Source organism: Streptomyces sp. 135, from assembly GCF_020026305.1.
Taxonomy (GTDB): domain Bacteria; phylum Actinomycetota; class Actinomycetes; order Streptomycetales; family Streptomycetaceae; genus Streptomyces.
The window spans coordinates 6,508,810-6,530,662 of record NZ_CP075691.1 but is presented as its reverse complement, the minus strand read 5'-3'; the positions used below and the strand labels follow the sequence as shown (position 1 = coordinate 6,530,662).

Sequence of the window (21,853 nt, the reverse complement as noted above, 5' to 3'; positions counted from 1 at the left end):
TGCTGCCCTCACTGCTTCGTCGCTCGGCCGGGAGCCGAGGTGGCTGCCGCCAGTGCGGTCGCCAGGTCGGATGTGATGTCCTCGATGCCTTCGATGCCGGTCGAGAACCGGATCAGCCCCGGCGCCACACCCGCCGCCCGCTGCTGCTCGGGGGTCAGTTGGTAGTGCGTCGTACTGGCCGGGTGGATGGCGAGACTGCGTACGTCGCCGATGTTGGCGAGGTGGCTGACGAGTTCGAGGCCGTCGATGAAGCGCGCGCCCGCCTCCCGCCCGCCGGCCAGCTCGAAGGAGACGACTCCGCCCGCCCCGCGCGGCAGATACTTCCGCGCCAGGCCGTGCCAGGGGCTGGACGGCAGCCCGGGGTAGTGCACCGCCGAGACCTCGGGGCGGCCCTCCAGCCAGTGGGCGAGCGCGAGGGCGTTGCCGACGTGCCGCTCCATGCGCAGCGAGAGCGTCTCCAGGCCCTGTAGCACCAGGAAGCTGGTGAACGGTGTGGTGGCGGGACCGAGGTCGCGCAGCAGCCGCAGCCGTAGCCGGCGGGCGTACGCGCCGGGCCCGAACTCGGCCCAGAACCGCAGCCCGTGGAAGCTCGGGTCGGGCTCGCAGTACTTCGGGAAGCGGGCCGCGTGCGCGCCGAAGTCGAAGGTGCCGTTGTCGACGACGACACCGCCGATGACCGTGCCGTGCCCGGAGAGGTACTTCGACGTGGAGTGCACCACCACGTCGACGCCGTGCTCGGCGGGCCGCAACAGGTACGGCGTGAGCCCCGTGTTGTCGAGCACGAAAGGCACCCCGGCCGCGTGCGCGACGTCGGCCACCGCGCGTATGTCGAGGAGGTTGTTACGGGGATTGCCCACTGTCTCCCCGAACACCGCCTTCGTGGTGGGCCGCAGAGCCCGCCGCCACGATTCGGGGTCATCGGGATCGTCGACGAACGTCGTCTCGATCCCGTACTCGGGCAGCAGATGCCGGAGCAGGTTGTACGTTCCGCCGTACAGGGTCGCGCTCGACACGACATGGTCACCGGCGCCCGCCAGATTGAGGATGGCCAGGGCCACGGCGGCGTGCCCGGAAGCGACGGCCACGGCGTCGACGGCGCCCTCCAGGGACGCGATGCGCCGTTCGAGCGCTTCGTGCGTCGGGTTCTGGATGCGCGAGTAGATGTTGCCCTTCTCCTCGAGGGTGAAGAGGCGCGCCGCATGGGCGGTGTCCTGGAACGCGAAGGCTCCCGTCTGGTAGATCGGCACGGCTCGGGCCAGCGTCGTCGGGTCGGGCGCCGTTCCGGCGTGGATCTGCCGGGTCTCGAAGGACCAGGCCTCGGGCGCCATCACTTCCGTCATTGCGTCGTTCCTTGCTCTCTCGGTCCTACTTGCCGATGGTCCGTTCACCGCAGTGCCTGCCGGAGGACGGCGCCGACCTGCTCGTGTTCGATGAGGAATCCGTCGTGCCCCGTGGGCGACTCGACGACGGAGAAGTGCGCGCAACGCGGCAGCCCGCGGGCGATCCTGTGCTGCTCGTACGGCGGAAACAGCCGGTCACTGCTGAACCCGAGGACGAACGCGTCCGCCCGTACGCGCCGCAGAGCCGCGTCCACGCCCCCGCGGCCGCGCCCGATGTCGTGCCGGTTCATGGCGTCGGTGAGCGCGACGTAGCTGCCCGCGTCGAAGCGGTGCACGAGCTTTTGGGCGTGGTGGTCGAGGTAGGACTCGACGGCGTAGCGGCGGATTGGCGGGGTGGGGGCGCCCCCGCCTCCCCCCGGTACCAGGTGTCTCTTCTCCCTCTCGATCCGCCTGCCGAAGCGTTCTTCCAGCTCGGCGCCGCCGCGGTAGGTGACGTGGGCGATGCGGCGGGCGTTGCCGAGCCCACGGTGCGGGCCGCGGCCGGCCGGAGCCCCGTAGTAGTCGCCGCCCCGCCAGTGCGGGTCGCTGCGGATGGCGTGCAGTTGGGGAACGGACCAGGCGATCTGGTCCGCCGTGGCCGCCGCGGAGCAGGCCAGCACTCCCAGGGTGCGCACCCGGTCGGGCCGGCCGACGGCCCATTCCAGGGCGCGCATGCCGCCCATGGAACCGCCGAGGACGGCCGCCCAGGTACGGATCCCGAGGGCATCGGCGAGCCCCGCCTCAGCAGCCACCTGGTCGCGAATCGTCAACGCCGGGAAGCGCGACCCCCAGGGATGGCCGTGCCGTGTCGTCGAGGCGGGCCCGGTGGAGCCCTGGCAGCCACCGAGAACATTGGGCGCGACGACGAACCAACGGTCGGTGTCGACCGCCCGGCCGGGACCGACGAGCGCGTCCCACCATCCGGCGGTGGGGTGCCCCGGCATCGCCGGACCGCTCGCATGACTGTCGCCCGTGAGCCCGTGCAGAACGAGCACCGCGTTCGACGCGTCCGGGGCGAGCCGGCCCCAACTCTCGTAGGCGAGCCGCACATCGGGGAGCACGCCGCCCCCCTCCAGCCCCAACGGAGCGGGCAACGCAGCCCACTTGCGCCGCCCGACCGCCATCCCCGGCACCCAGGCACCACTGACGGGCGCCCCCGGCCGAACGTCGGCCTCCGCATCCACCTCGACATCCGCGTCCGGACCTTGGAACACGGCCGGACGAATGCCCCCGGCCCGACGAAGCCCCAGGGCCAGAACGCTGTCTGTATCCATGCCGGAGAACCTAGAAGCGCCCCTGCCCACCCCGGCACGGCCGACCCGCTACTTCGTCATCTCCCCACCGGCCGGGCTGTCACGGGGCCCGCAGTAAGTCAGGTCCGGCATGCCGGCTGCGCCGCGTACTCCCCCGCGACGCCCCCTCCCGGCACCGGCCACCGGGACCCGCCTCGCCGCGGGGCCGCGGTCATCAAGAGCCTCGGCTTCTCCACCGTCTGCCGAACGGCCCGATCTGGCGGAGGGCCACGCCCGCAAGGCCGCCTCGGCACTGGCGGCCTGCTGGTGGACCAGACCGAGCGGCTGGGCCCCGACCACCACGACACCCTCGCCACCCTTTGGCCACGACGGTGCCACCGCAGGACTTCGCTAACCGGTGGGAGCAGAAGGCCGAAGACAAGGTCCACGAACTCGGCCACGGATCACCCACGAGCAGATCAGCCTGCTGTAACCCGCACCTACAACCGCCAGGCCCGCGGGATGGCTACGCGGCCTTCGCCCTATGCCGCCAAACAGCATGCTCCAGTGCGCCCTTGTCGTGCCCGAGCAGTACGGCGGCTTCCTCATACACTGCGCGCACCCGAACGCGGGGCCTCGCACCGCCTGCGGCGGCACAGCAGAGGCTTCCGCTTAGAGCGTCGTCCGAGCGTCAAGAATCTCCGAACGCCCCTCTGAAGGCATCCGCTCGAACCACTGCACGGAGGGAAACTGGGCGAGCAACCCACCCGGACAACAAAAGCGCTGGTCAGGACCCCTTGCTCGCAGGTTCGAGGATCGCCACGCACTCAACATGATGCGTCATCGCGAAACATGTGGAACGGAGACACGTGCAAGAACCTGCAGGTCAGTGACCTGCGCGCGGAAACCAGGGCGAATCGCCCCTGTGCATTGTGCGCGCTGTAGGCGTTACGCGCGCATGTCCGACGCATGCTGCCCAGGCTGCCAGTGCCCTGCAGCAGCCTCTCCCAGGGCGATGCACGCCTCAGGAGGTCTGTGCCCGGCCGGTTGCTATGGGGGTGGCCGCTCGGCGGACCTGCGCCGCGGGACCGACCTGGCGAAATGTCCGCCCCCGCTCGCCGGCATGCCCGGCCGCGTCACGCCTCTGCGAGAGTGCGCGAGGCGTCCAGGAAGCGCTTGGCGGTCGCGTGTAGAGGTTGGTGGGGGGACTGCTCGACCTTGCCGGGCTTGCCCTGGCAGGCGAGACGCGACCAGTCCGTGCGGCGACGGCTCGGCAACGTCGTGCGCTCCTGTCTCCCGGAGCGGGGCCGCGCGGCGGATCGGCGAAGATCATTGCGTGTCCGTCCCGCGTGCGCGGCTCCTGACTGGTTTCACAGCGGTTCACGGAAGTTCAGCTGCGGCGGAAACGACAAGCGCCGCCTCCTGCGGGCCCACGGCGGGCGGTGCTCATGACCTGACTGCCGGGAGCGCCGGCCCGTTCGCCGACGATCACGCAAGAACGCAACGAGTCCCCGAGAAGTTGGTCGGTATGCACTTGTTGCAGCGCAGGCACAACGAGCGGGCCGTGCCCTCCGCCCGTACACGGTTGACGAAGTCCGGTGCGCGCAGCAGCGCACGGGCCATGGCGACAGGAACGCATCCCGGTAGGGGTATCCACGTAGAAAGCGGTGACCGAGCAGCTGTACGCCGAGACGCTGCGGCTGCGGCAGTGCGGCCGCGAAGTCCCGTACCGGCGCCCTGCCCTTGAATAAATACATGGGGTTGAGCAGCGAGCTCCCGACGGTCAGCTCAAGGGCGTCGACCGTGCCGTCCGCCTCGATCCAGCGGGCGACCCGCAGCGCCTCGTCCAGCCAGAGACCACCGCCGGCCCCGTCGTCCATGTTGAACTTCGCCAAAATCGCGATCCGGTCCCCCACCGCACGCACCGCCGCGCGGGCCACCTTTGCCCGGTTGTCCAGTGAACCGCCGTAGGCATCCCGTGGCTTGTTGATGCGCGGGCTGAGGAAGGAACTGGCGAAGTAGTTGTGCCCGAGGTGCATCTCGACCGCGTCGAACCATCAAGGCCGCGACGTTCGAAGGGCGCAGCGACGGTGGCCTCGTCACCGACGCGCTGATCGAGTTCCATCGGGTCGTGGCGGCGGGCGGTGTGGGCATGACGACCGTCGCCTACTGCGCCGTCGCGCCCGAGGGGCGCACCCAGTACGTAGTGGCCGTCCCCCGGTGCCATCTGTAGTGGCTCACACCACCGATTGCCATGGTCACGTCGCCGCCGCTCAGCGCTCCGCGGCCGCCCGCATCGCGGCACACGCCGGTGCGGGTCGGAGAACGCGAGCTTCCCCATCAACGACGCCTCGGCCTCACGGCGTCGGCCGAACACCTCCACGTAGCAGTCCTGGGCCGAGGGCGACTCCGGCTCGGCGAAGAACGCCCACTCCGCCACATGGCAGGCCAACCGTATGTCCGTGTCGGCGAGTTCGTGGGCCCGAGCGGTCAACGCGTCGACGCCGCCCGCGAGACGCACGCCCTGGAAGCCGCCCCCGACGACCCCGCGATCGCCGAGGCAGTGGCCGCCCTCTACACCGAGCGCGGCGCCCGGGAGTCCAGTCTGATGGCGACGAACCTCCACCGGTCCGCGGCCACCGGCGCACTGAGCCGATTTCCCCCCTCGTAGAATTCGAGATGGCCGCTTTCCGTGAGCAACACGGCACGGAAAGCGGCTCTCAGGAAACTCCCAGGAATCACTCCGGAACCGGTCAGTGAAAGATGCCACTCTTGCCCCCGTTCTGTTGATCGGCAACATATCCGGGGGCCGCTTGTGGCTGCTTTCCTCTTCAAGACCGGCAAATTCTCCTTTCGATGGCGGTGGTTGGTCACCGTCCTGTGGGCGGGTCTGCTCGTGGGGGCTGGGGTTCTCGCCTCCCGCGCGGACGCCGCGCCGCCGAACGATTTCTCCATTCCGGGAACTGAGGCCCAGCAGGCTTATGACCTCTTGGCAGAGCGCTTCCCCGAGATAAAGGCCGATGGCGCCACGGCACGGGTCGTCTTCAAGGCCGACGACGGCAAGGTGACCGACCCGGACCAGAAGCACGCTGTCGACGACGCCGTACGGGCTCTCGGCGAGGCACCGCAGGTCGAGCGGGTGACCAACCCCTACGAGACGGGGTCCGTCAGCAAGGACGGTACGACCGCCTACGCGCAGGTGTCGTACGGCGTGACGGTGAACGAGCTCACCGACGCCTCGCGCGAGGCCCTGATGGACACCGTGGAGGAGGCACGCGCGTCCGCCCTCACCGTCGAGACCGGAGGCAACGCCGTCTCCGAGAAGGCCGCGGGCGGCCACTCCTCTGAGGCCATCGGACTCGCGGTGGCCGCCGTCGTGCTCGTCATCACCTTCGGCGCGTTGATCGCGGCGGGGCTGCCGCTGCTCACCGCGCTGCTCGGTGTCGGCGTCGCCACCTGCGTGATCAAGGTCCTCTCGGCACCGCTCGACCTGGGCGGGACGACGTCCGTCCTGGCCTCCATGCTGGGCCTGGCCGTCGGCATCGACTACGCGCTGTTCGTCGTCTCCCGCTACCGCGACGAGCTGGCCCGCGGCAGGAGCCGTGAGGACGCCGCCGCACACGCCGTGGGCACCGCAGGCTCCGCGGTCGTCTTCGCCGGTCTCACCGTGGTGATCGCCCTCGCGGCACTGCCCGTCGTGGGCATCCCGGTGCTCTCCCAGATGGGGCTCGCCGCGGCCGGCACCGTCGCGCTCGCCGTACTGATCGCCGTCACCCTGATCCCGGCCCTGCTCGGCATCGCGGGAGGCCGCATCAAGCCGGCCCGCCCCCGCCCCCGCCGCCGCAAGGGCCACAAGGGCCGCAAGGACGGCGCGGGGTCCGAGACGGCGCCGCGGCCCGGTCCGGGCGCCCGCTGGGTCCGGTTCATCACCCGGCGGCCGCTCGCGGTCCTGCTGCTCGGCGCCACCGCCCTGATCACCGTCGCGGTGCCGGCCGCCTCGCTCGAACTCGGCCTGCCCGGCGACGAGTCCAAGCCGACGTCCACCACCCAGCGCCGCGCATACGACCTGCTCGCCGAGAGCTTCGGCCCCGGCTTCAACGGGCCGCTGACCGCTGTCGTGCGAGCCGACGGCGGCGGTGACGCCCAGGCCGCCGCACGGGACACCGCCGCCCGGATGCAGGACACGGACGGGGTGGCCACAGTGACGCCGCCGCGGTTCAACGAGAGCAAGGACACCGCCGTACTCACCGTCGTGCCCGCCACGGCGCCCGGCAGCAAGGAGACCACCGACCTCGTCCACACGCTGCGCGCACCCGAGGCCGAAGGCGACGACGCGCAGGTCCTGATCGCGGGCACGACCGCGATGAACATCGACGTCTCCCAGAAGCTCGCCGAGGCACTGCTCCCCTACATCGCGCTCGTCGTGGGCCTGGCGTTCCTGCTCCTGATCGCCGTCTTCCGCTCGATCCTGGTGCCGCTCAAGGCGGCGCTCGGCTTCCTGCTGTCCATCGCCGCCGGGCTCGGCGCGGTGGTCGCGGTCTTCCAATGGGGCTGGCTCGGCGCCCTGTTCGGGGTCTCCGTGCCCGGCCCCGTGATGTCCATCATGCCGATCTTCATGGTCGGCGTCGTCTTCGGTCTCGCCATGGACTACGAGGTCTTCCTGGTGACGCGGATGCGTGAGGCGTACGTCGCCGACCCGCGGCCCGTACGGGCCGTGGTGAGCGGTTTCGACCACAGCGCGCGGGTCGTGACGGCCGCCGCGGTGATCATGATCGCGGTGTTCGCCGGATTCATGGGGTCGAGCGAGCAGATGGTGAAGACCATCGGCTTCGGCCTGGCGATCGCCGTCCTCTTCGACGCGTTCGTCGTCCGGATGACCCTCGTCCCCGCGGTGCTCGCGCTGCTCGGGCACCGTGCCTGGTGGCTGCCGCGGTGGCTGGACCGCTGGGTGCCGCGCGTCGACGTGGAGGGCGAGAGCCTCCAGGGCAGCGGTCCGGCCCCGACCGACCCCGCGCCTGCCGGCCTGCCGCCGTCGGACACCACCGCCGCCCCCGCCGAGCCGTACGAGGTGCTCCGATGAGCCGTACCACCACGACGCCCCCGATAGCGCGGAAGAGCGACCCGGCGCCGAGAGCGGCGAGAGGGCAGAAGGGCCCGGGGAACGCCGACACCCCGCTCAAGCCCGCCGGGGGCTCCGCGCGCCACGCGGTCGAGGGCGGGCTTGCCGTCCTCACTGCCCTCACGGTCATGTCAGGCGCGGGATACGCGGCGCTGCGCGCCCTCGGCGCCGACGGCAGCGCGCCGCTGACCCAGCTCGTCCCGGCCCTCGTCAGCCTCGCCTTCGGCGGGCGGGCCGACCTGAGCGCCGACCTGACGCCGAAGGCCGGTGCCGGCGGAGGCATGCTCGACATGCTCGGCGGCGGTGGCGGTGGCGGTGGTGGTCTCAGCGTCGGGATCGCCGGTCAGGTGTGGGCCATGCCGCTGATGCTCACCTTCCTCGGCGCGGCCGTCCTCGGCTGGTGCTTCTTCCGGCCGCTGCGCCGCCGCGCGCGGCCGGCCCCCGCGCTGGTGATCGCCCGCTCCATGGGGGCGCTCGGCGTCACCGCCGTGCTCGTACCCGTGCTGGCGGTCATGGCCCGCGGCTCGCTCTCCCTTCCCGAGAGCGTGTCGGACAGGCTCGGCAAGGGCGGCGGCTCGGGCGGCGGGCTCGGCAGGCTGACCGGCGGCGGGGGGATCCCGTCCCTCGACTTCACCACGGATGTCGTGCTGACCGGGTTCCTCGCAGTGCTCGAAGTGGCACTCGTCATCGGCCTCGGCTGCCTGGCCGCGCGCCACACGTCGCTGCCCGCGCCCGTCGCTCTGAGCCGGGCGCGCCTCAAGTGGAACCCGGTCACCTCGACCCTGACCGGGATCTTCACCGCCCTGTGCACGCTCGCCCTGTTCCTCGCGCTCCTGGCCGGAGCCGCCGCGGCGACCGGCCGCGACCAGGCGGCGAAGGCGGCCGGGGTGCTGCTCCTGGCCGCGCCGAACCTGCTGTCCGCCGTCCTCACCTCCGGCCTGGGCGCGTCCTGGCAGGCCGGAATGGAGCGCCGACAGCCCCAGGGCGGCGGAATGATGGGCGGCCTCGGCGCCATGGGCGGCGGAACGGGGGGCGGCGGTACCGAAGGAGGGGGCAAGCAGGTCGACGTCAGCGGCAAGGCCGTGGCCGGGCTCCCCTTGTGGCTGATCGGCCTGACGCTCCTGCTGTGCCTGCTCGTGTACGCGGGTTACCGCACCGCCGCGCGCACCCCGGCCCGAACGGCACGCGAGGAGGCCGACGCGCTGCTGGGCCGCCACGTGGAGATCGCGCTGCGCGCCGGCGTGGCTGTCGGCGTCGGCATCCTGATCCTCGGCCTCGTCTCGCAGGCGTCGATGGGTATCGGCTTCTCCCTCATGGGCAACGAGATGGGCGGGATGGACGCCGGGCTCGACGGCTCCGTAGGGTTCCCGGCGCTCGCCGGCTTTGTCCTGGCCGGCCTGGCCTGCTACGCGGGCAGCCGGCTGTACACCGTGCGGGACGGGCGTCGGCCGCATCCGCGGGGCCACACACAGGTTCGTGAGGTTTCCTCGAAGCCGGGCCCCCGTCGGCGGGGCTGACGCAAGACATGACAGAAACCCGGGGACCGGCCCGGCCAGGTGTCCCGCCAGGGCGACCGGTCCGGTCCCCGGACGCGGAACTCACGTACAACGAAGCGGAACGAACCAGCCATGACACCAGCCCGCGCGGCACGCCGCGGCACCTCGTCCAAGGGCCACCTGCTCGTCGTCGACGACGAGCCGACCGTGCGTGAACTCCTCCCGGCCGCCCTGTGCTACGCCGGGTTCGACGTCGATGTCGCGGCGGACGGGGAAGAGGCCCTGCGAGTGGCGGCCCAGCGCCCGCCGGATCTGGTGCTCCTCGATGTGATGCTCCCGGGCATCGACGGTTTCGAGGTGATCCGACAGCTGCGCGCCCTTCCCCGCACGGCCGGCCAAGGCGTCGGCGGCGACGTGCCCGTGCTGTTCGTCACCGCTCGGGAGGACCGCCAGGACCGGATCGCCGGCCTCACCCTCGGCGGTGACGACTACATCACCAAGCCCTTCGACCTGGAGGAGCTGATCGCCCGCATCCACGCGGTGCTGCGCCGCACCAAGGGCGAGCCGTCCGAGAACCTGACCCTCGGCGACCTCGAACTGGACCCCGAAGGACACCTGGTGACCCGGGCCGGGCAGCCGGTGCGTCTGTCGCCCACCGAGTTCCGCCTGCTCCACTTCCTGCTGACCAACGCCGGGCTGACCATGTCCAAGGCGCAGATCCTGGAGAACGTCTGGCGCTACGACTTCGACGGCGACCCCAGCATCGTCGACACCTACATCAGCTACCTGCGCCGCAAGGTGGACCGGGTCGGCCCCAAACTCATCCACACCGTGCACGGCATCGGCTACGTACTGCGCGGGCCCCGACCATGAGGGTGCCAGGGTCTCTCCACAACCGGCGCCATCCTGTGCGCAAGGCACGGCGTGCCCTCGCGCGCATGTCTCTGCGCACGCGTCTTCTGTGCCTGGCGACCACGCTGGTCGCCGTCGGGCTCCTCGCGGCGGGCGCCGCCGTCAACACCGCTCTGCGCGGCTATCTGGAGGGACGCGTCGACGCGCGCCTGAAGATCACGGCGCAGATCGCCGCCCGCATCACACCGCCACCGGGCATGGACACCTCGCAGAATGTGCGCGTCCTGAGTTCCTTCGAGGACACCACGGTGTCGTACGTGGACGACGCCGGCGCCCCCCGTAGCACCTTCGACTCCACCACCGCCGCGCCCGGGGGCGGGCCGCAGCTGCCGGAACTCGACCGGGACGCCGTAGTCGACCGAGCGGGGAAGCCGTTCACCGTTCCGGCGCGGGACGACGGCCACAGCTGGCGGGTCGTGGCGCTGACCAGGCCCGACCAGTCGATCGCCTCGACGGACGAAGCAGCCGCCCGCGGGAGCGTCCTCGTCGCGACGTCGCTGGACGAGGTGGACCGCACGGTGGAGAAGACCCGGACCGTCTCCCTGACCACCGGCGGGATACTGCTCGCCGTGCTGGCCGTCGTCGGCTGGTTCGCGGTCCGTTCCGGGCTGCGGCCGCTGACCCGTATCGAGGAGACCGCGAACGCCATCACCTCCGGTGACTTCTCCCACCGCATCCCGGAGGCGGCCGGAGCGCAGACCGAGGTGGGGCGACTGACCACCTGCCTGAACCGGATGCTCGACCAGATCGACACCGCCTTCCGCGCCCGAGCGGAGGCCGAGGCACGGATGCGGCGCTTCTTCGCGGACGCCAGCCACGAACTGCGCACCCCGCTCGTCGGCATCAAGGGGTACACCGACCTGTACCGGATGGGCGCCTCACGGACCCGGCTGGAGACGGACCACCTCATGGCGCGGATCGCCGGGGAGTCCGAGCGTCTGGCCCGCCTCGTGGGCGACATGCTCCTCCTGGCCCGCCTGGACGAGGCGGCGCAGGGCAGCGCCGTCGGGACCGGCCCGGCCCCCGCCTTCCCGCTGGAGCGCGCCCCGATGGACCTGCGCACACTGGCCGCCGACGCGTTGCACGAGGTCCGGGCCCTGGACGCCGCCCGCCCCGTCACGCTCACCGGCCCGGGCGGTGGCAAGCCCGCCACCGCCCAGACGCTCGCGGACGAGGCACGTCTGCGGCAGGTCGTGACCAATCTGGTCGGCAACGCGGTAGCGCACTCGCCCGGCGGTACGCCGATCCGGATCGGCGTGGGAGTGCGGGACGGCCTCGCGGTACTGGAGGTGGCGGACCGGGGGCCGGGCCTCTCACCGGAGGAACGGCAGCGGGTCTTCGAGCGGTTCTACCGCGCCGACGCGTCCCGCAGCCGCGCCACGGGCGCCGGTGCGGGACTCGGCCTCTCGATCGTGCACTCCCTCGTCACGGCCCACGGCGGCGACATCGAGATCGATTCAGCCCCCGGTCAGGGGTGCACCTTCCAGGTACGGCTCGCCCTCCTCGAGTAGGGCTGCCTCCCGCGTCGGAAGGCGGGCCGGAGGCCGCGGGCCGGGCACCGATCTGGGAGGCGTAGTGGACGATCACCAGGTCGAGGGCGGGAGAGATGAAGAGGCGCTGGCCGTGGATACCGCCGGCCATGAAGGACCGTACGGGTCGTTGGGGATCCACCAGAGGTCGTGGTACGAGAGGGTCGCGGGCGCGTCGGGGGTGCGGCGGGGAAGCGCACGCAGTGGGGGTAACCGGCCGGGACGCCGGAGACGATGGTGGAGGTGACTGCCTCGGTAAGGATCTGGCGGTCGCCGACCGCGCCGCAGCGGATCATCTCGGACAGGAGGGCGGAGGTGGTGGCGCCGGTGACGCGCCGTAGGAGCTCGGCGAGGGCTTCGACGTTGCCGTTCTCGTAGCGGAACTCGGTGCCCGGCTCGGCGGTCGCTCGGGCGGTGCCGAGGTGTTCGCGGATCGTGGCCGGCCCGGTGTAGCCGTAGGGGCGCAGTTGGGGCGAGGACGGCGAAGTAGCGCTGCGCTTCGAGTGCCTTGTCGTACGGGCGGCCCGCGTAGCTCCCACCTTCTGGACGAGTTACCGTACATGCTGTTCAGCAACTCAACCAGATGGGTCAGTCAGCGGGCGGGCGCCGTGGCGCAGGCGTGGTCAGGGGGTGAGGTCGAGAGCTCCCGGGGCGTCGGACGGGGTGAGTCCGGTGGCCCAGACGCGGCCGTAGACCGAGAGGTCGCGCAGATGGGCGGTGATTTCGGCGGCGCTGTAGCCGGTGTCGTTCTCAACCCACCAGGTGAGCAGGCCGATGAGTTCGCCGGTCCACGCCCGGGCCACGACGTCGAGGGGGATGCGTGGCGTCACCGCGAGCTGCTCGGTCCGGGCGCGGAAGGCGGCCTCGGCGTGGGCGCAGATGAGGTCCGTGAACTCCCGTAGGGCCCGGCCGTCGCCCTCACCTCGCAGGACGACTCTATAGACGGGTTTCTCCTGCTCGGCGTGTTCGAAGATGTACTTCACCGGCAGTCCGGTGAACCCCTCCGCGTGCGCCTGCCGGACCGCCGGCAGGAGGCGGTCCCGGTCCTCGGCCAGGTCGCGGACGATACCGACGAGGAGGTCCTCCTTGTCCCGGTAGTGGGCGTAGAAGGTAGCCCGGCCGATATCGGCGCGTTCGGTGATCTCCTCGACCGTGACCGCGTGGAACCCCTTCTCCAGGACCAGTCCGACCAGGGCCTGGCGCAGTGCGGCCCGCGTCCTGCGGACGCGGCGGTCTCCCGCGGGCTTCATGTCCACTTCGTTTCCTTCTCATCCGAACCGTTGACCTGACCCTAACGCTGCCTTTACGTTGCCGCACACCAAGCTTGCTACTGGACATACTGTTCGGAAACTCTGGAGGTGCGATGAACCTCGGACGGTACGTACGCCGTACTGCCGGTCACCAACCCGATGCTGAGGCGGTGGCCTGCGGACCCGTCCGGCTGACGTACGCGGAACTCGACGACCACAGCGACCGGCTCGCGACGGCCCTGCGCGCCCTCGGCATGAGCCGGGGTGACCGGGTCGCGACCCTCGCCGGCAACCGTGCCGAACTGATCGTCACAGAAGTCGCCCTCTACAAGGCCGGCCTGGCCCGCGCGCCGATCAACGCCAGGCTCGGCACCGCAGAAGTCGCCCATCTGCTGGCGGAGTCGGACGCGCGGGTGCTGTTGACGGACACGGCTCATCTGGACATCGCCCGCGCCACGGTGCCCGGCACGGGAGTGAAGACTGTCGTCGGCTATGACGGTTCGAGCGACCTCGGGCCGGGTTACGCCGAGACCCTCGCGGGCACCGAGCCGGAGCCCGTCGAGGCGGAGTGCGACGAGGGCGACATCGCCGTACTGCACTTCACCTCGGGCTCCACCGGCAAGCTCAAGGCGGCGGTCCAGACGTACGGCAACCGGCTCGCCCTGATGCGCAAGTCGGTGATGAGTGCCGATACCCGGGTGGGCCCCGGTGACCGGCAGATCCTGGCCGGGCCTGTCACCCATGCCTCGGGCATGCCGCTGATGGGCATCTTCTTCGCCGGCGGCTGTGCGGTCGTACTCCCGCGCTGGGACGCCGAGGAGTTCCTCGCCACCGTCCAGCGCGAGCGTGCCACCCATGCCTTCGTCGTGCCGACGATGGTCAACACCGTGCTCGCGCTGCCGAACGCCCGCGACTACGACGTCTCCAGCCTGCGCCAGCTGATCTACGGCGCCGCACCGATGTCACCGGCCCGGATCAGGGCCGCCTGGGACCTCTTCGGCCCTGTCCTCTCCCAGGGATACGGCTGTGGCGAGACCACCTCCGGTGTGCTCTTCCTCTCCACAGAGGACCACCGGCGCGCGATCGAGGGCGAGGACGAGGAACTGCTGCTGTCCTGCGGCCGTGCGCTCGCCGAGGCCGAGGTCGCCATCGTCGACGACAGCGGACAGCCCGTCGCCGACGGAGAGATCGGAGAGATCGCCGTCCGCGGCCCCGATGTCGTCCCCGGCTACCACAACGAACCGGCCCTCACCGCGGAGACCTTCCGGGACGGCTGGTTCCTCACCGGCGACCTCGCCCGCCGCCGCGCGGACGGCTACGTCTTCATCGTCGACCGCAAGAAGGACATGATCGTCTCCGGCGGGTTCAACATCTACGCCGTCGAGGTCGAGTCCGTCCTGCACCAGCACCCCGACGTCTACGAGGCCGCCGTCGTCGGCGTCCCGGACGAGCAGTGGGGCGAGGCAGTCAAGGCCGTCGTCGTGACGCGCGACGGCGCCCCCCTCACGGAGGCCGAACTCATCGCCTTCTGCGCCGAGCACCTTGCCCGCATGAAGAAGCCCCGCTCCATCGACTTCGTCGACGCCCTGCCCCACAACCCCAACGGCAAGATCGACCGCCGCGCCATCCGCGACCCCCACTGGGCGGGCGCCGAGCGCCGCGTCAACTGAACAGGACTGGCATGCCCTTCACCCTCGAACCCTCCTACGACGACAACCCTCGCCTCCAGGACCTCGTCATCCGCCTGCGCGCCTACCTCACCGACGAGCTCATCCCCTACGAGCGCGAGCACGGCATCACCGCCGAGACCAAGCTCGACCGCACCACGCTGGAACACGTCTGGAAGCGCAGCGCCGAACTCGGCTTCTACGGCATCAGCCTGCCCCCCGAACTGGGCGGCCAGGGCCTGAACTTCTACGAACTGTGCGCGCTCAAAGAGGAGCTGACCGCCTCCGGCGCCGCGCTCTCCCACTCCGTGCTGGGCGACATGGGCGGCCCGCTGCGCGTCGGCGCGATCGTGAAGTACGCCACCGAGGAACAGCGTGAGCGGTACTTGCTGCCCGTCGTCCGGGGCGAGCGGGCGTGCTGCTTCTCCATCACGGAGGAGGACGCGGGCTCCGACGTACGCCGCATGACGACGACCGCCACCCCGGAGGGGGACACCTATGTCCTCAACGGCAAGAAGGTGTTCTCCTCCGCCGCTCCCTTCGCGGACTTCGCCATCGTCGTCGCCCGCATGGCCGGCACCGAAGAGGCGTACAGCGCCTTCCTCGTCGACCTGGACACCCCAGGCTGCACGGTGCTCGACGGTGAAGTCCCCATGTCCGGGCAGCAGATGGAGGGCGACCTCGTCTTCGAGGACTGCCGCATCCCCGCCGCCAACCTGCTCGGCGAGATCGGCCAGGGCCTGCGCATCGGCATCGGCCGCATCACCCTCAACCGCCTGCTGCACTGCCCGTCCCTCATCGGCGCCGCCCGCCGCGCCTGGGACCTGTCGGTGCACTACGCCATGAACCGCACCGTCTTCGGCCAGCCGCTCTTCGCCCACCAGGCGATCCACCACAAGATCGCCGAGATGGCCACCGAGATCTACGCCGCCCGCGCGATGGTGATGGCCACCGCCGCCAAGGCCGACCGGGGAGACAACGTCTCCGTCGAAGCCAACATGTGCAAGCTCTTCACCTCCGAGGCGTCCTTCCGCGTCGCCGACCAGGCCGTCCAGATCCACGGCAAGGCCGGGCTGACCCGCGGCAACGAGGTCGAGCAGATCTTCCGCAGCCTGCGGATGTTCCGGATCGTCACCGGCACCACCGAGATCCACAAGAACGCGATCGCCAAGGGCCTGATCTGACCCACCCCTTGGTGCCCAGGGCGGTGCCGCGGGCCCCCGCTTCGGCGAGCGGGCCCGCGGCCTCGGGGAACAACCGCCCACCTGTACGACCCCCTGCTCCACCCGCATCCGCAGGAGTCGCCCCCATGGCACCCCGTACCGCCACGCAGTCCCAGCACGCCCCCGCTCCCGCCGCTGACAGCCGCAGAGCCTGGCTGATCACGGCGATGATCGTGACCTTCATGGTCATCAACTTCGCCGACAAGTCGGTCCTCGGCCTCGCCGCCGTTCCGATCATGGAGGAACTCGACCTCAGCAACAGCACCTACGGCCTGATCTCCAGCTCCTTCTACTTCCTCTTCAGCATCTCCGGACTCCTCGTGGGCTTCCTTTCCACCCGCATCTCCAGCCGGGTCCTGCTGTTCGGCATGACCCTGCTGTGGGCCGTGGCCCAACTCCCGGTCCTGGCCCTGGCATCGGTCCCGACCCTGATGGCCGGCCGTATTCTGCTCGGCGCCGCCGAGGGACCGGCGGCGTCCATGTCCATGCACGCCCTGTACAAGTGGTTTCCGCCGGAGCGCCGCGGCTTTCCCTCGGCCCTCCAGATCGGCGGTGCGGCCCTGGGCACCCTCATCGCGGCACCGGTGGTCACCTGGCTGATCGAGGGATTCGGCTGGCGCTCGGCCTACGCCGTCCTCGCTGCCGTGAGCGCGACCTGGGCACTGGTGTGGTGGCGCGTCGGCCACGACGGCCCGTACGACCACAAGCGCACAGCCGGCGGAACCAGTGAGCCCAGATTGCCCTACCGCAAGATCCTGCTGACCGGAACCGTGCTCGGCAGCATTTCCAGTGCCTTCGGCGCGGCGTGGGCGCTGTCCCTCAGCCATGCCTGGCTGCCCGCCTACTTCAGGACGCAGATGGACATGTCGGCGGCGGCTTCCGCGACCGCGATCAGTGTCATGTCCGGCTTCGGGCTGGTGCTGCTACTGGCGGTCTCCCCGTTCATGGACGCGCTGAAGTCCCGTGGTGTGAGCAGCCGTTGGTCCAGCGGGGCGGGGCAGAGCATCGCCGTGTGTGTGGCCGGGTGCGCGATGACGGCCTTCCCGTTCATCGACGCCTCCGGTCCGCGGCTCGTGCTGATCGCGCTGGCCTTCGGCGGCACCGCGATCGCCGTCCCGCTCCACTACATGACGACCGCCGAGGTCGTTCCCCCTGCCCAGCGCGGCGCCGTCTTCGGCATCGTCGCCGGCGTCGGCACCCTGCCCGGCCTTGTGGCGCCCTTCTTGACCGGCCATCTCATCGACGCGGCCGACACCCCGTCCATCGGCTACACCACCGCATTCCTCGCCGCCGGCGCGGTGATGCTCACGGCAGGCACCTTCGCGCTGGCGGCCATCCGCCCGGAGCGCGACGCGCGGCGCCTGAGGCTCGGAGCCGAGCCTCAGCCGCTGGGGTAGGCACCCTCTCACGGAGATCGCACAGGAGGTCAGCACCACGGCTGGGCGGCGAGGGCGTCGATGTTCGGTGCTTGGTGGGTGGGGCAGGGGTGCCCCCATGGCGTCCGGCAGGACAGCACGTACAGGGCCCTCAGGCCCCGCAAAGCCGCGGACTGATCAGAATCACCAAACGTCGCGGGCATTGAGGCGCCCAGCTCACCGGCAAAGGCAGACACAATCTCTGGCGCCTCGCCGAACTCGCCCCGCTCCCCATACCGGCCAGACTCGTCAAACCACACCCTGTCGTAGCCGCCCTCGAAAAGCCCGCCACCGGTGCGCAGGGCCATAAGGCGGTACTCGGCCCCAAGGCGAAAGCGTCGGCTTCCTCGCCTCCGCGGTGAAGCCGCCGAACGCAAACGCCGCGCAGGCCACCAAGCCCGCGAGGAGCAGCAGCGGCGCTGGGAAGCCGCCATGCACGAAGCCCGCGCCGCATACGCCCACGCCTATCGCGTCAAGTACCTCGGAGAGCAGGCAGACGCCTGGTACCAGGCCAAGCGCCTGACCGAGTACGTCACGGCAGTACGCAACATTAAAGAAGGAGCTTCCACCAGGCCGCATCCGACGCACCGCCACCGGCGGGAATGACTACCTGACACCTCATCAGAATGCGCGCCGAACGTGCGTCACGTGCGTCGCTCATGCGTCAAGATATCGCCCGTAACGCCCACGGCGCACATAATGCACAGGAGGCGAAACCGCGGGTCAGCGACCCTTCTCGGCCGGCTCCAGAATCGCCACACACTCCACATGATGCGTCATCGGCCTGAGCAGATGCTGTGAAATACCAGGTCAGAGCGCTATGTCGGCTCTCTGCCTCCCCTCTCCGCGTGCGAAGAGCGTCAAACGAGCGTCATGACGCCCGGCTCGTCACTTCCCGGGGACCGGACGGCTGCCACGACGCGGCCACCGCGCCCGCGATCAGCCCACTTCAGCCAAGGCCGCGTGCGCGGCGGCGAGGATCTCCCCGGAGAGCGGGGAGCCCTTGGTGGCCCTGGCCAGGACCAGCGCACCGAACAGGGTGCAGAGGCGGACGATGCCGTCCTGGTCGTCACCGGCCAGGAATTCGGCGAAGTCGGCCACCCCCTCGGCGTAGACGCGACGGGCCTCGCACCCCCCGCCCTCGCGCGCGATGTCGGTGGCGAGCGCGGCGACCGGGCAGCCGTCCGCCGGGGCGTCGCGGTGCTCGACGGAGAGGTAGGCGTCGATCAGCGCCTGCTGGGCGGCGGCGCGCTGCCCGTCGTGCCGCTCGAGCCCGGCGCTGTAGCGCTGGGCGAGCTCGGCGAAGGCGTGCGCGGTGGCCTCGTCGACGAGTGCCTCCTTGGAGGCGAACTGCTTGTAGAAGGCGCCGTGGGTCAGACCGGCCGCCTTCATCAGGTCGGCGACGCTGACCTGCGTGCCCTGCTCCCGGAACAGCCGGGAAGCGGTGTCCACCACCCGCCTGCGATTTTCCTCCGCCTGCGCCTGCGACACGCGACCCATGACCCGCCTCCCATTTGGATGTCGACTGGCATCTATCATAGACCCGTGTTTAGATTGCCTTCATAATCTAAAAAGCTGCGGGTGGCCGTGAGCGCCCGCCACGACCAGGAGTGGACATGGAACTGAAGAAAGCGGTCGCAGTCGTCACCGGCGCCAATCGGGGCTTCGGGCGGCACCTGGCCGCCCAGCTCGTCGAGCGCGGCGCGAAGGTGTACGGCGCGGCCCGACGCCCCGAGACGGTCGATGTGCCGGGCGTCATCCCGCTGCGGCTGGACGTCACGGACGAGGCGTCGGTACGAGAGGGCGCGCGCCTGGCGTCCGACGCGACACTGCTGATCAACAACGCGGGCATCTCCACCGGCACGACGCTGATGGGAGGCGACGTGTCTGAGGTACGCCGGGAGATGGAGACCAACTTCTTCGGCCCGCTCGCCGCGACCCGCGCCTTCGCCCCCGTCATCGAGGGCAACGGCGGCGGCGCCGTGCTCAACGTCCTGTCCGCCCTGTCCTGGTTCCACCCGGCAGGACTCGGCTCCTACGCCGCGTCCAAGGCCGCCGCTTGGGCGCTGAGCGACGCGACCCGTGAGGAGCTGGCACCGCGCGGGATCACCGTCTCGGCGCTGCACGTCGGCTACATGGACACCGACATGGCCGCCGGCGTGCCCGCCGATCAGAAGGTCGCCGTCGCCGACGTCGCGGCCCAGGCCCTGGACGGCATCGAGACCGGCCTGCCCGAGATCCTCGCCGACGAGACCAGCCGGTACGTCAAGCAGAGCCTGTTCGCGGCACCCCAGCCGAACGCGGACTGACGCTCACCCCTCCCCCCGGCGCGACCACCCTCACACCCCTCAAGCAAGGACGTCTGATGCGCTACACGACCTTCGGCCACCGGACCGGACTGCGCGTCTCCGAGTACGCGCTCGGCACCGCGAATTTCGGCACCGGCTGGGGCGCAGGCGCCGAGCCCGACGAGGCCCGGCGGATCTTCGACCGGTTCGCCGAGGCCGGCGGCACCTTTCTCGACAGCGCGGACGGCTACCAGTTCGGCGAGTCGGAGCAACTGACCGGAAAGCTGATCTCCGCCGACCGCGACCACTTCGTCCTGGCCACGAAGTTCACCCTCGGCGCCGCCCCGCAGCCGGATATCTCCAAGACCGGCAACAGCCGCAAGAACATGGTCGCCTCGGTCGAGGCCGGCCTGAAGCGCCTGGGGACCGACTACATCGACCTGTTGTGGGTGCACTTCCCCGACGAGCTCACTCCGATGGAGGAACTCCTGCGCGGGCTCGACGACCTGGTGAGCGCCGGCAAGATCCACCACGCCGCGCTGTCCAACTTCCCCGCCTGGCGCGTCTCGCGCGCGGTAACCCTCGCGGACCTGAAGAACTGGGCCCCGATCGTGGGCATCCAGCACGAGTACAGCCTCGTCGAGCGCACCGCCGACCGTGAGCTCCTGCCCATGGCCGAGAGCCTCGGGCTCGGCGCAGCCCTGTGGTCCCCGCTCGGCGGCGGACTGCTCACCGGCAAGTACCGCAGCTCCGCCGAGGGGCGCCTGAGCGACCTGGGCATGGTCATCCACACCGAGAGCACCGGCCAGAAGACCGCCGTCGTCGACACCGTCCTGGCGATTGCCGAGGAGACCGGCGTGACGCCCGCCCAGGTGGCGGTGGCCTGGGTGCGCGAGCGCGCCGCCCGCTCCGTTGCCACGCTCGTCCCGATCATCGGCCCACGCAGTCTCTCCCAGCTCGACAGCTACCTCGGCGCCCTCGACGTCCAGCTGACCGACGAGCAGTACACCCGCCTGGCCGAGGTCAGCGCGGTGCCGCTCGGCGTGCCCCACGAAGGGATCGCCGCCACCCTGGACCGCCTCCAGGGAGGCGCCGCCGACCGCGTCACCGCCCCGGTCGTGCCGGTGGCCTGATGGCTGAACGCGGCTGAGGACGGGATGCGCCCACGCCGCAGCCAGGAGCGCAACACAGCTGTCTCGCGCCGGGAGAAGCCCGGGGCGAGCGAGACCCTGACCTTCACGGACGGGAAACGGAACGGAGACAACGATGAAGGCTTTCATGGTCGAGAAGTACGGCGACCAGGCCGGGGTGCGCGCCGCCGAAGCACCCGACCCCCAGGTAGGTGCCGACGACGTCCTGGTCAAGATCCACGCGGCGGGCGTCAACCCGCTGGACATGAAGATCCGCAATGGTGACCTCAAGGCGATCCTGCCCTACCGTCTCCCGCTCGTCCTGGGCAACGACCTCGCCGGGACCGTCGTTGGGGTCGGATCGTCCGTCGACCGCTTCGCCGTGGGCGACGAGGTCTACGCGCGGCCTGACAAGGACCGCATCGGCACCTTCGCCGAACTCATCGCCGTCCACCAGGACGACCTGGCGCCCAAACCGGCCACCCTCACCATGGCCGAGGCCGCCTCCCTCCCCCTGGTCGCCCTCACCGCATGGCAGGCACTGGTCGAGCGGGCCCGCGTGCAGCCGGGCCAGAAGGTCTTCATCCACGCGGGCGCCGGCGGCCTCGGCTCCATCGCCGTCCAGCTGGCCAAGGCACTGGGCGCATACGTGGCCACCACCGCGAGCACCGCCAAGGTCGACCTGGTCAAGGAACTCGGCGCAGACGAAGTCATCGACTACCGCACACAGGACTTCACCGAAATCCTCCACGGCTACGACGTCGTCCTGGACTCCCTCGGCGGCGAGGACCTCGCCAAGTCCCTGCGCGTCCTCAAGCCCGGCGGCCAGGCCATCTCCGTCGCGGGCCCGCCCGACCCGGCCACCGCCCACGAGCTCGGCGCGAACCCGGTCCTGCGCCTGGCCATCACCGCCCTCAGCGCCAAGACCCGGCGCCAGGCCAAGCGCCTCGGCGTCACCTACGCCTTCCTGTTCATGAAGGCCAGTGGCGCCCAACTCCGCGAACTCACCCCCCTCATCGACGCCGGGAAGATCCGCCCCGTCGTCGACCGCGTCTTCCCGTTCGAAGAAACCCTCCAGGCCATGGAATACGTCGAGAGGGGACGAGCAAAGGCCGGCAAAGTCGTCGTCGCGATGACGTAAGGGTGAAAACGAGTCCCAGGCGCCAGTCACCTCCGACAGCAACAAGACCCTGCACGCCCCACTCCCCCCCCA

General features: G+C 70.7%; 18 protein-coding genes and 1 pseudogene. 13 read left to right on the top strand and 6 right to left on the bottom strand.

What is annotated here, in order from left to right; all coding sequences use genetic code 11:
• Nucleotides 1-8: 8 nt before the first annotated feature.
• The 4 genes from KKZ08_RS29380 to KKZ08_RS29365 all read right to left on the bottom strand — a co-directional run bounded on the left by KKZ08_RS29380 (nt 9) and on the right by KKZ08_RS29365 (nt 4,650).
• Nucleotides 9-1,340 (bottom strand): PLP-dependent transferase, encoded by a 1,332-nt coding sequence (locus KKZ08_RS29380; RefSeq protein WP_223777295.1) that lies wholly within the window; start codon nt 1,338-1,340, stop codon nt 9-11.
• A gap of 44 nt (nt 1,341-1,384) precedes the next feature.
• Nucleotides 1,385-2,503: a homoserine O-acetyltransferase gene (locus KKZ08_RS29375; RefSeq protein ID WP_223779238.1), complete on the bottom strand. Its 1,119-nt coding sequence runs from the start codon at nt 2,501-2,503 to the stop codon at nt 1,385-1,387.
• 1,244 nt (nt 2,504-3,747) lie between these two features.
• Nucleotides 3,748-3,888, bottom strand: a complete 141-nt coding sequence (locus KKZ08_RS29370) for a hypothetical protein (RefSeq protein ID WP_223777294.1) — start codon at nt 3,886-3,888, stop codon at nt 3,748-3,750.
• A gap of 93 nt (nt 3,889-3,981) precedes the next feature.
• A complete protein-coding gene (locus tag KKZ08_RS29365) occupies nt 3,982-4,650 on the bottom strand; it encodes a hypothetical protein (protein ID WP_346657899.1) in 669 nt (222 codons plus the stop codon).
• Nucleotides 4,651-4,667: 17 nt separating this feature from the next.
• Here KKZ08_RS29365 and KKZ08_RS29360 point away from each other — a divergent pair.
• From KKZ08_RS29360 to KKZ08_RS29335, 6 genes and pseudogenes are all read left to right on the top strand, one after another.
• Nucleotides 4,668-4,808, top strand: a pseudogene (locus KKZ08_RS29360) (NADH:flavin oxidoreductase); the annotation flags it as partial.
• Between the two features lie 243 nt (nt 4,809-5,051).
• Complete coding sequence (locus KKZ08_RS29355; RefSeq protein ID WP_223777293.1) at nt 5,052-5,282, top strand: hypothetical protein; 231 nt, start codon at nt 5,052-5,054, stop codon at nt 5,280-5,282.
• Between the two features lie 144 nt (nt 5,283-5,426).
• On the top strand, nt 5,427-7,691 hold the full coding sequence (locus tag KKZ08_RS29350) for an MMPL family transporter (protein WP_223777292.1): 2,265 nt from the start codon (nt 5,427-5,429) through the stop codon (nt 7,689-7,691).
• Nucleotides 7,688-9,247: a streptophobe family protein gene (locus KKZ08_RS29345; RefSeq protein ID WP_223777291.1), complete on the top strand. Its 1,560-nt coding sequence runs from the start codon at nt 7,688-7,690 to the stop codon at nt 9,245-9,247. Before KKZ08_RS29350 ends, KKZ08_RS29345 begins: the two co-directional genes overlap by 4 nt.
• Nucleotides 9,248-9,358: 111 nt before the next feature.
• Entirely contained in the window at nt 9,359-10,099 is a 741-nt protein-coding gene (locus KKZ08_RS29340; RefSeq protein WP_223777290.1) for a response regulator transcription factor, read from the top strand.
• Between the two features lie 65 nt (nt 10,100-10,164).
• The gene (locus tag KKZ08_RS29335) at nt 10,165-11,649 is read left to right on the top strand and encodes a HAMP domain-containing sensor histidine kinase (RefSeq protein ID WP_223777289.1); all 1,485 of its coding nucleotides are present in this window, start codon (nt 10,165-10,167) and stop codon (nt 11,647-11,649) included.
• A gap of 641 nt (nt 11,650-12,290) precedes the next feature.
• On the opposite strand, the gene KKZ08_RS29330 is transcribed toward KKZ08_RS29335, so the two are convergent.
• Complete coding sequence (locus KKZ08_RS29330) at nt 12,291-12,923, bottom strand: TetR/AcrR family transcriptional regulator (protein ID WP_320589727.1); 633 nt, start codon at nt 12,921-12,923, stop codon at nt 12,291-12,293.
• 107 nt (nt 12,924-13,030) lie between these two features.
• Between KKZ08_RS29330 and KKZ08_RS29325 the strand changes: the two genes are divergently transcribed.
• From KKZ08_RS29325 to KKZ08_RS29310, 4 genes are all read left to right on the top strand, one after another.
• A complete protein-coding gene (locus KKZ08_RS29325; RefSeq protein ID WP_223777287.1) occupies nt 13,031-14,587 on the top strand; it encodes a long-chain fatty acid--CoA ligase in 1,557 nt (518 codons plus the stop codon).
• Nucleotides 14,588-14,598: 11 nt separating this feature from the next.
• Nucleotides 14,599-15,768, top strand: coding sequence for an acyl-CoA dehydrogenase family protein (locus KKZ08_RS29320; RefSeq protein WP_223777286.1), 1,170 nt, complete (start codon nt 14,599-14,601; stop codon nt 15,766-15,768).
• A 125-nt stretch (nt 15,769-15,893) separates the two neighbouring features.
• On the top strand, nt 15,894-17,204 hold the full coding sequence (locus tag KKZ08_RS29315) for an MFS transporter (RefSeq protein ID WP_223777285.1): 1,311 nt from the start codon (nt 15,894-15,896) through the stop codon (nt 17,202-17,204).
• 450 nt (nt 17,205-17,654) lie between these two features.
• Nucleotides 17,655-17,828 carry a hypothetical protein gene (locus KKZ08_RS29310; RefSeq protein WP_223777284.1) on the top strand — a complete coding sequence of 58 codons (174 nt, stop codon included), beginning with the start codon at nt 17,655-17,657 and terminating at the stop codon, nt 17,826-17,828.
• 333 nt (nt 17,829-18,161) lie between these two features.
• On the opposite strand, the gene KKZ08_RS29305 is transcribed toward KKZ08_RS29310, so the two are convergent.
• Nucleotides 18,162-18,722, bottom strand: coding sequence for a TetR family transcriptional regulator (locus KKZ08_RS29305; RefSeq protein ID WP_223777283.1), 561 nt, complete (start codon nt 18,720-18,722; stop codon nt 18,162-18,164).
• Between the two features lie 116 nt (nt 18,723-18,838).
• On the opposite strand from KKZ08_RS29305, the gene KKZ08_RS29300 reads away from it, so the two are divergent.
• From KKZ08_RS29300 to KKZ08_RS29290, 3 genes are all read left to right on the top strand, one after another.
• Nucleotides 18,839-19,531, top strand: a complete 693-nt coding sequence (locus KKZ08_RS29300) for an SDR family oxidoreductase (protein ID WP_223777282.1) — start codon at nt 18,839-18,841, stop codon at nt 19,529-19,531.
• A gap of 56 nt (nt 19,532-19,587) precedes the next feature.
• Nucleotides 19,588-20,643: an aldo/keto reductase gene (locus KKZ08_RS29295; protein ID WP_223777281.1), complete on the top strand. Its 1,056-nt coding sequence runs from the start codon at nt 19,588-19,590 to the stop codon at nt 20,641-20,643.
• A gap of 133 nt (nt 20,644-20,776) precedes the next feature.
• Entirely contained in the window at nt 20,777-21,781 is a 1,005-nt protein-coding gene (locus KKZ08_RS29290) for an NADP-dependent oxidoreductase (protein WP_223777280.1), read from the top strand.
• Nucleotides 21,782-21,853 lie beyond the last annotated feature (72 nt).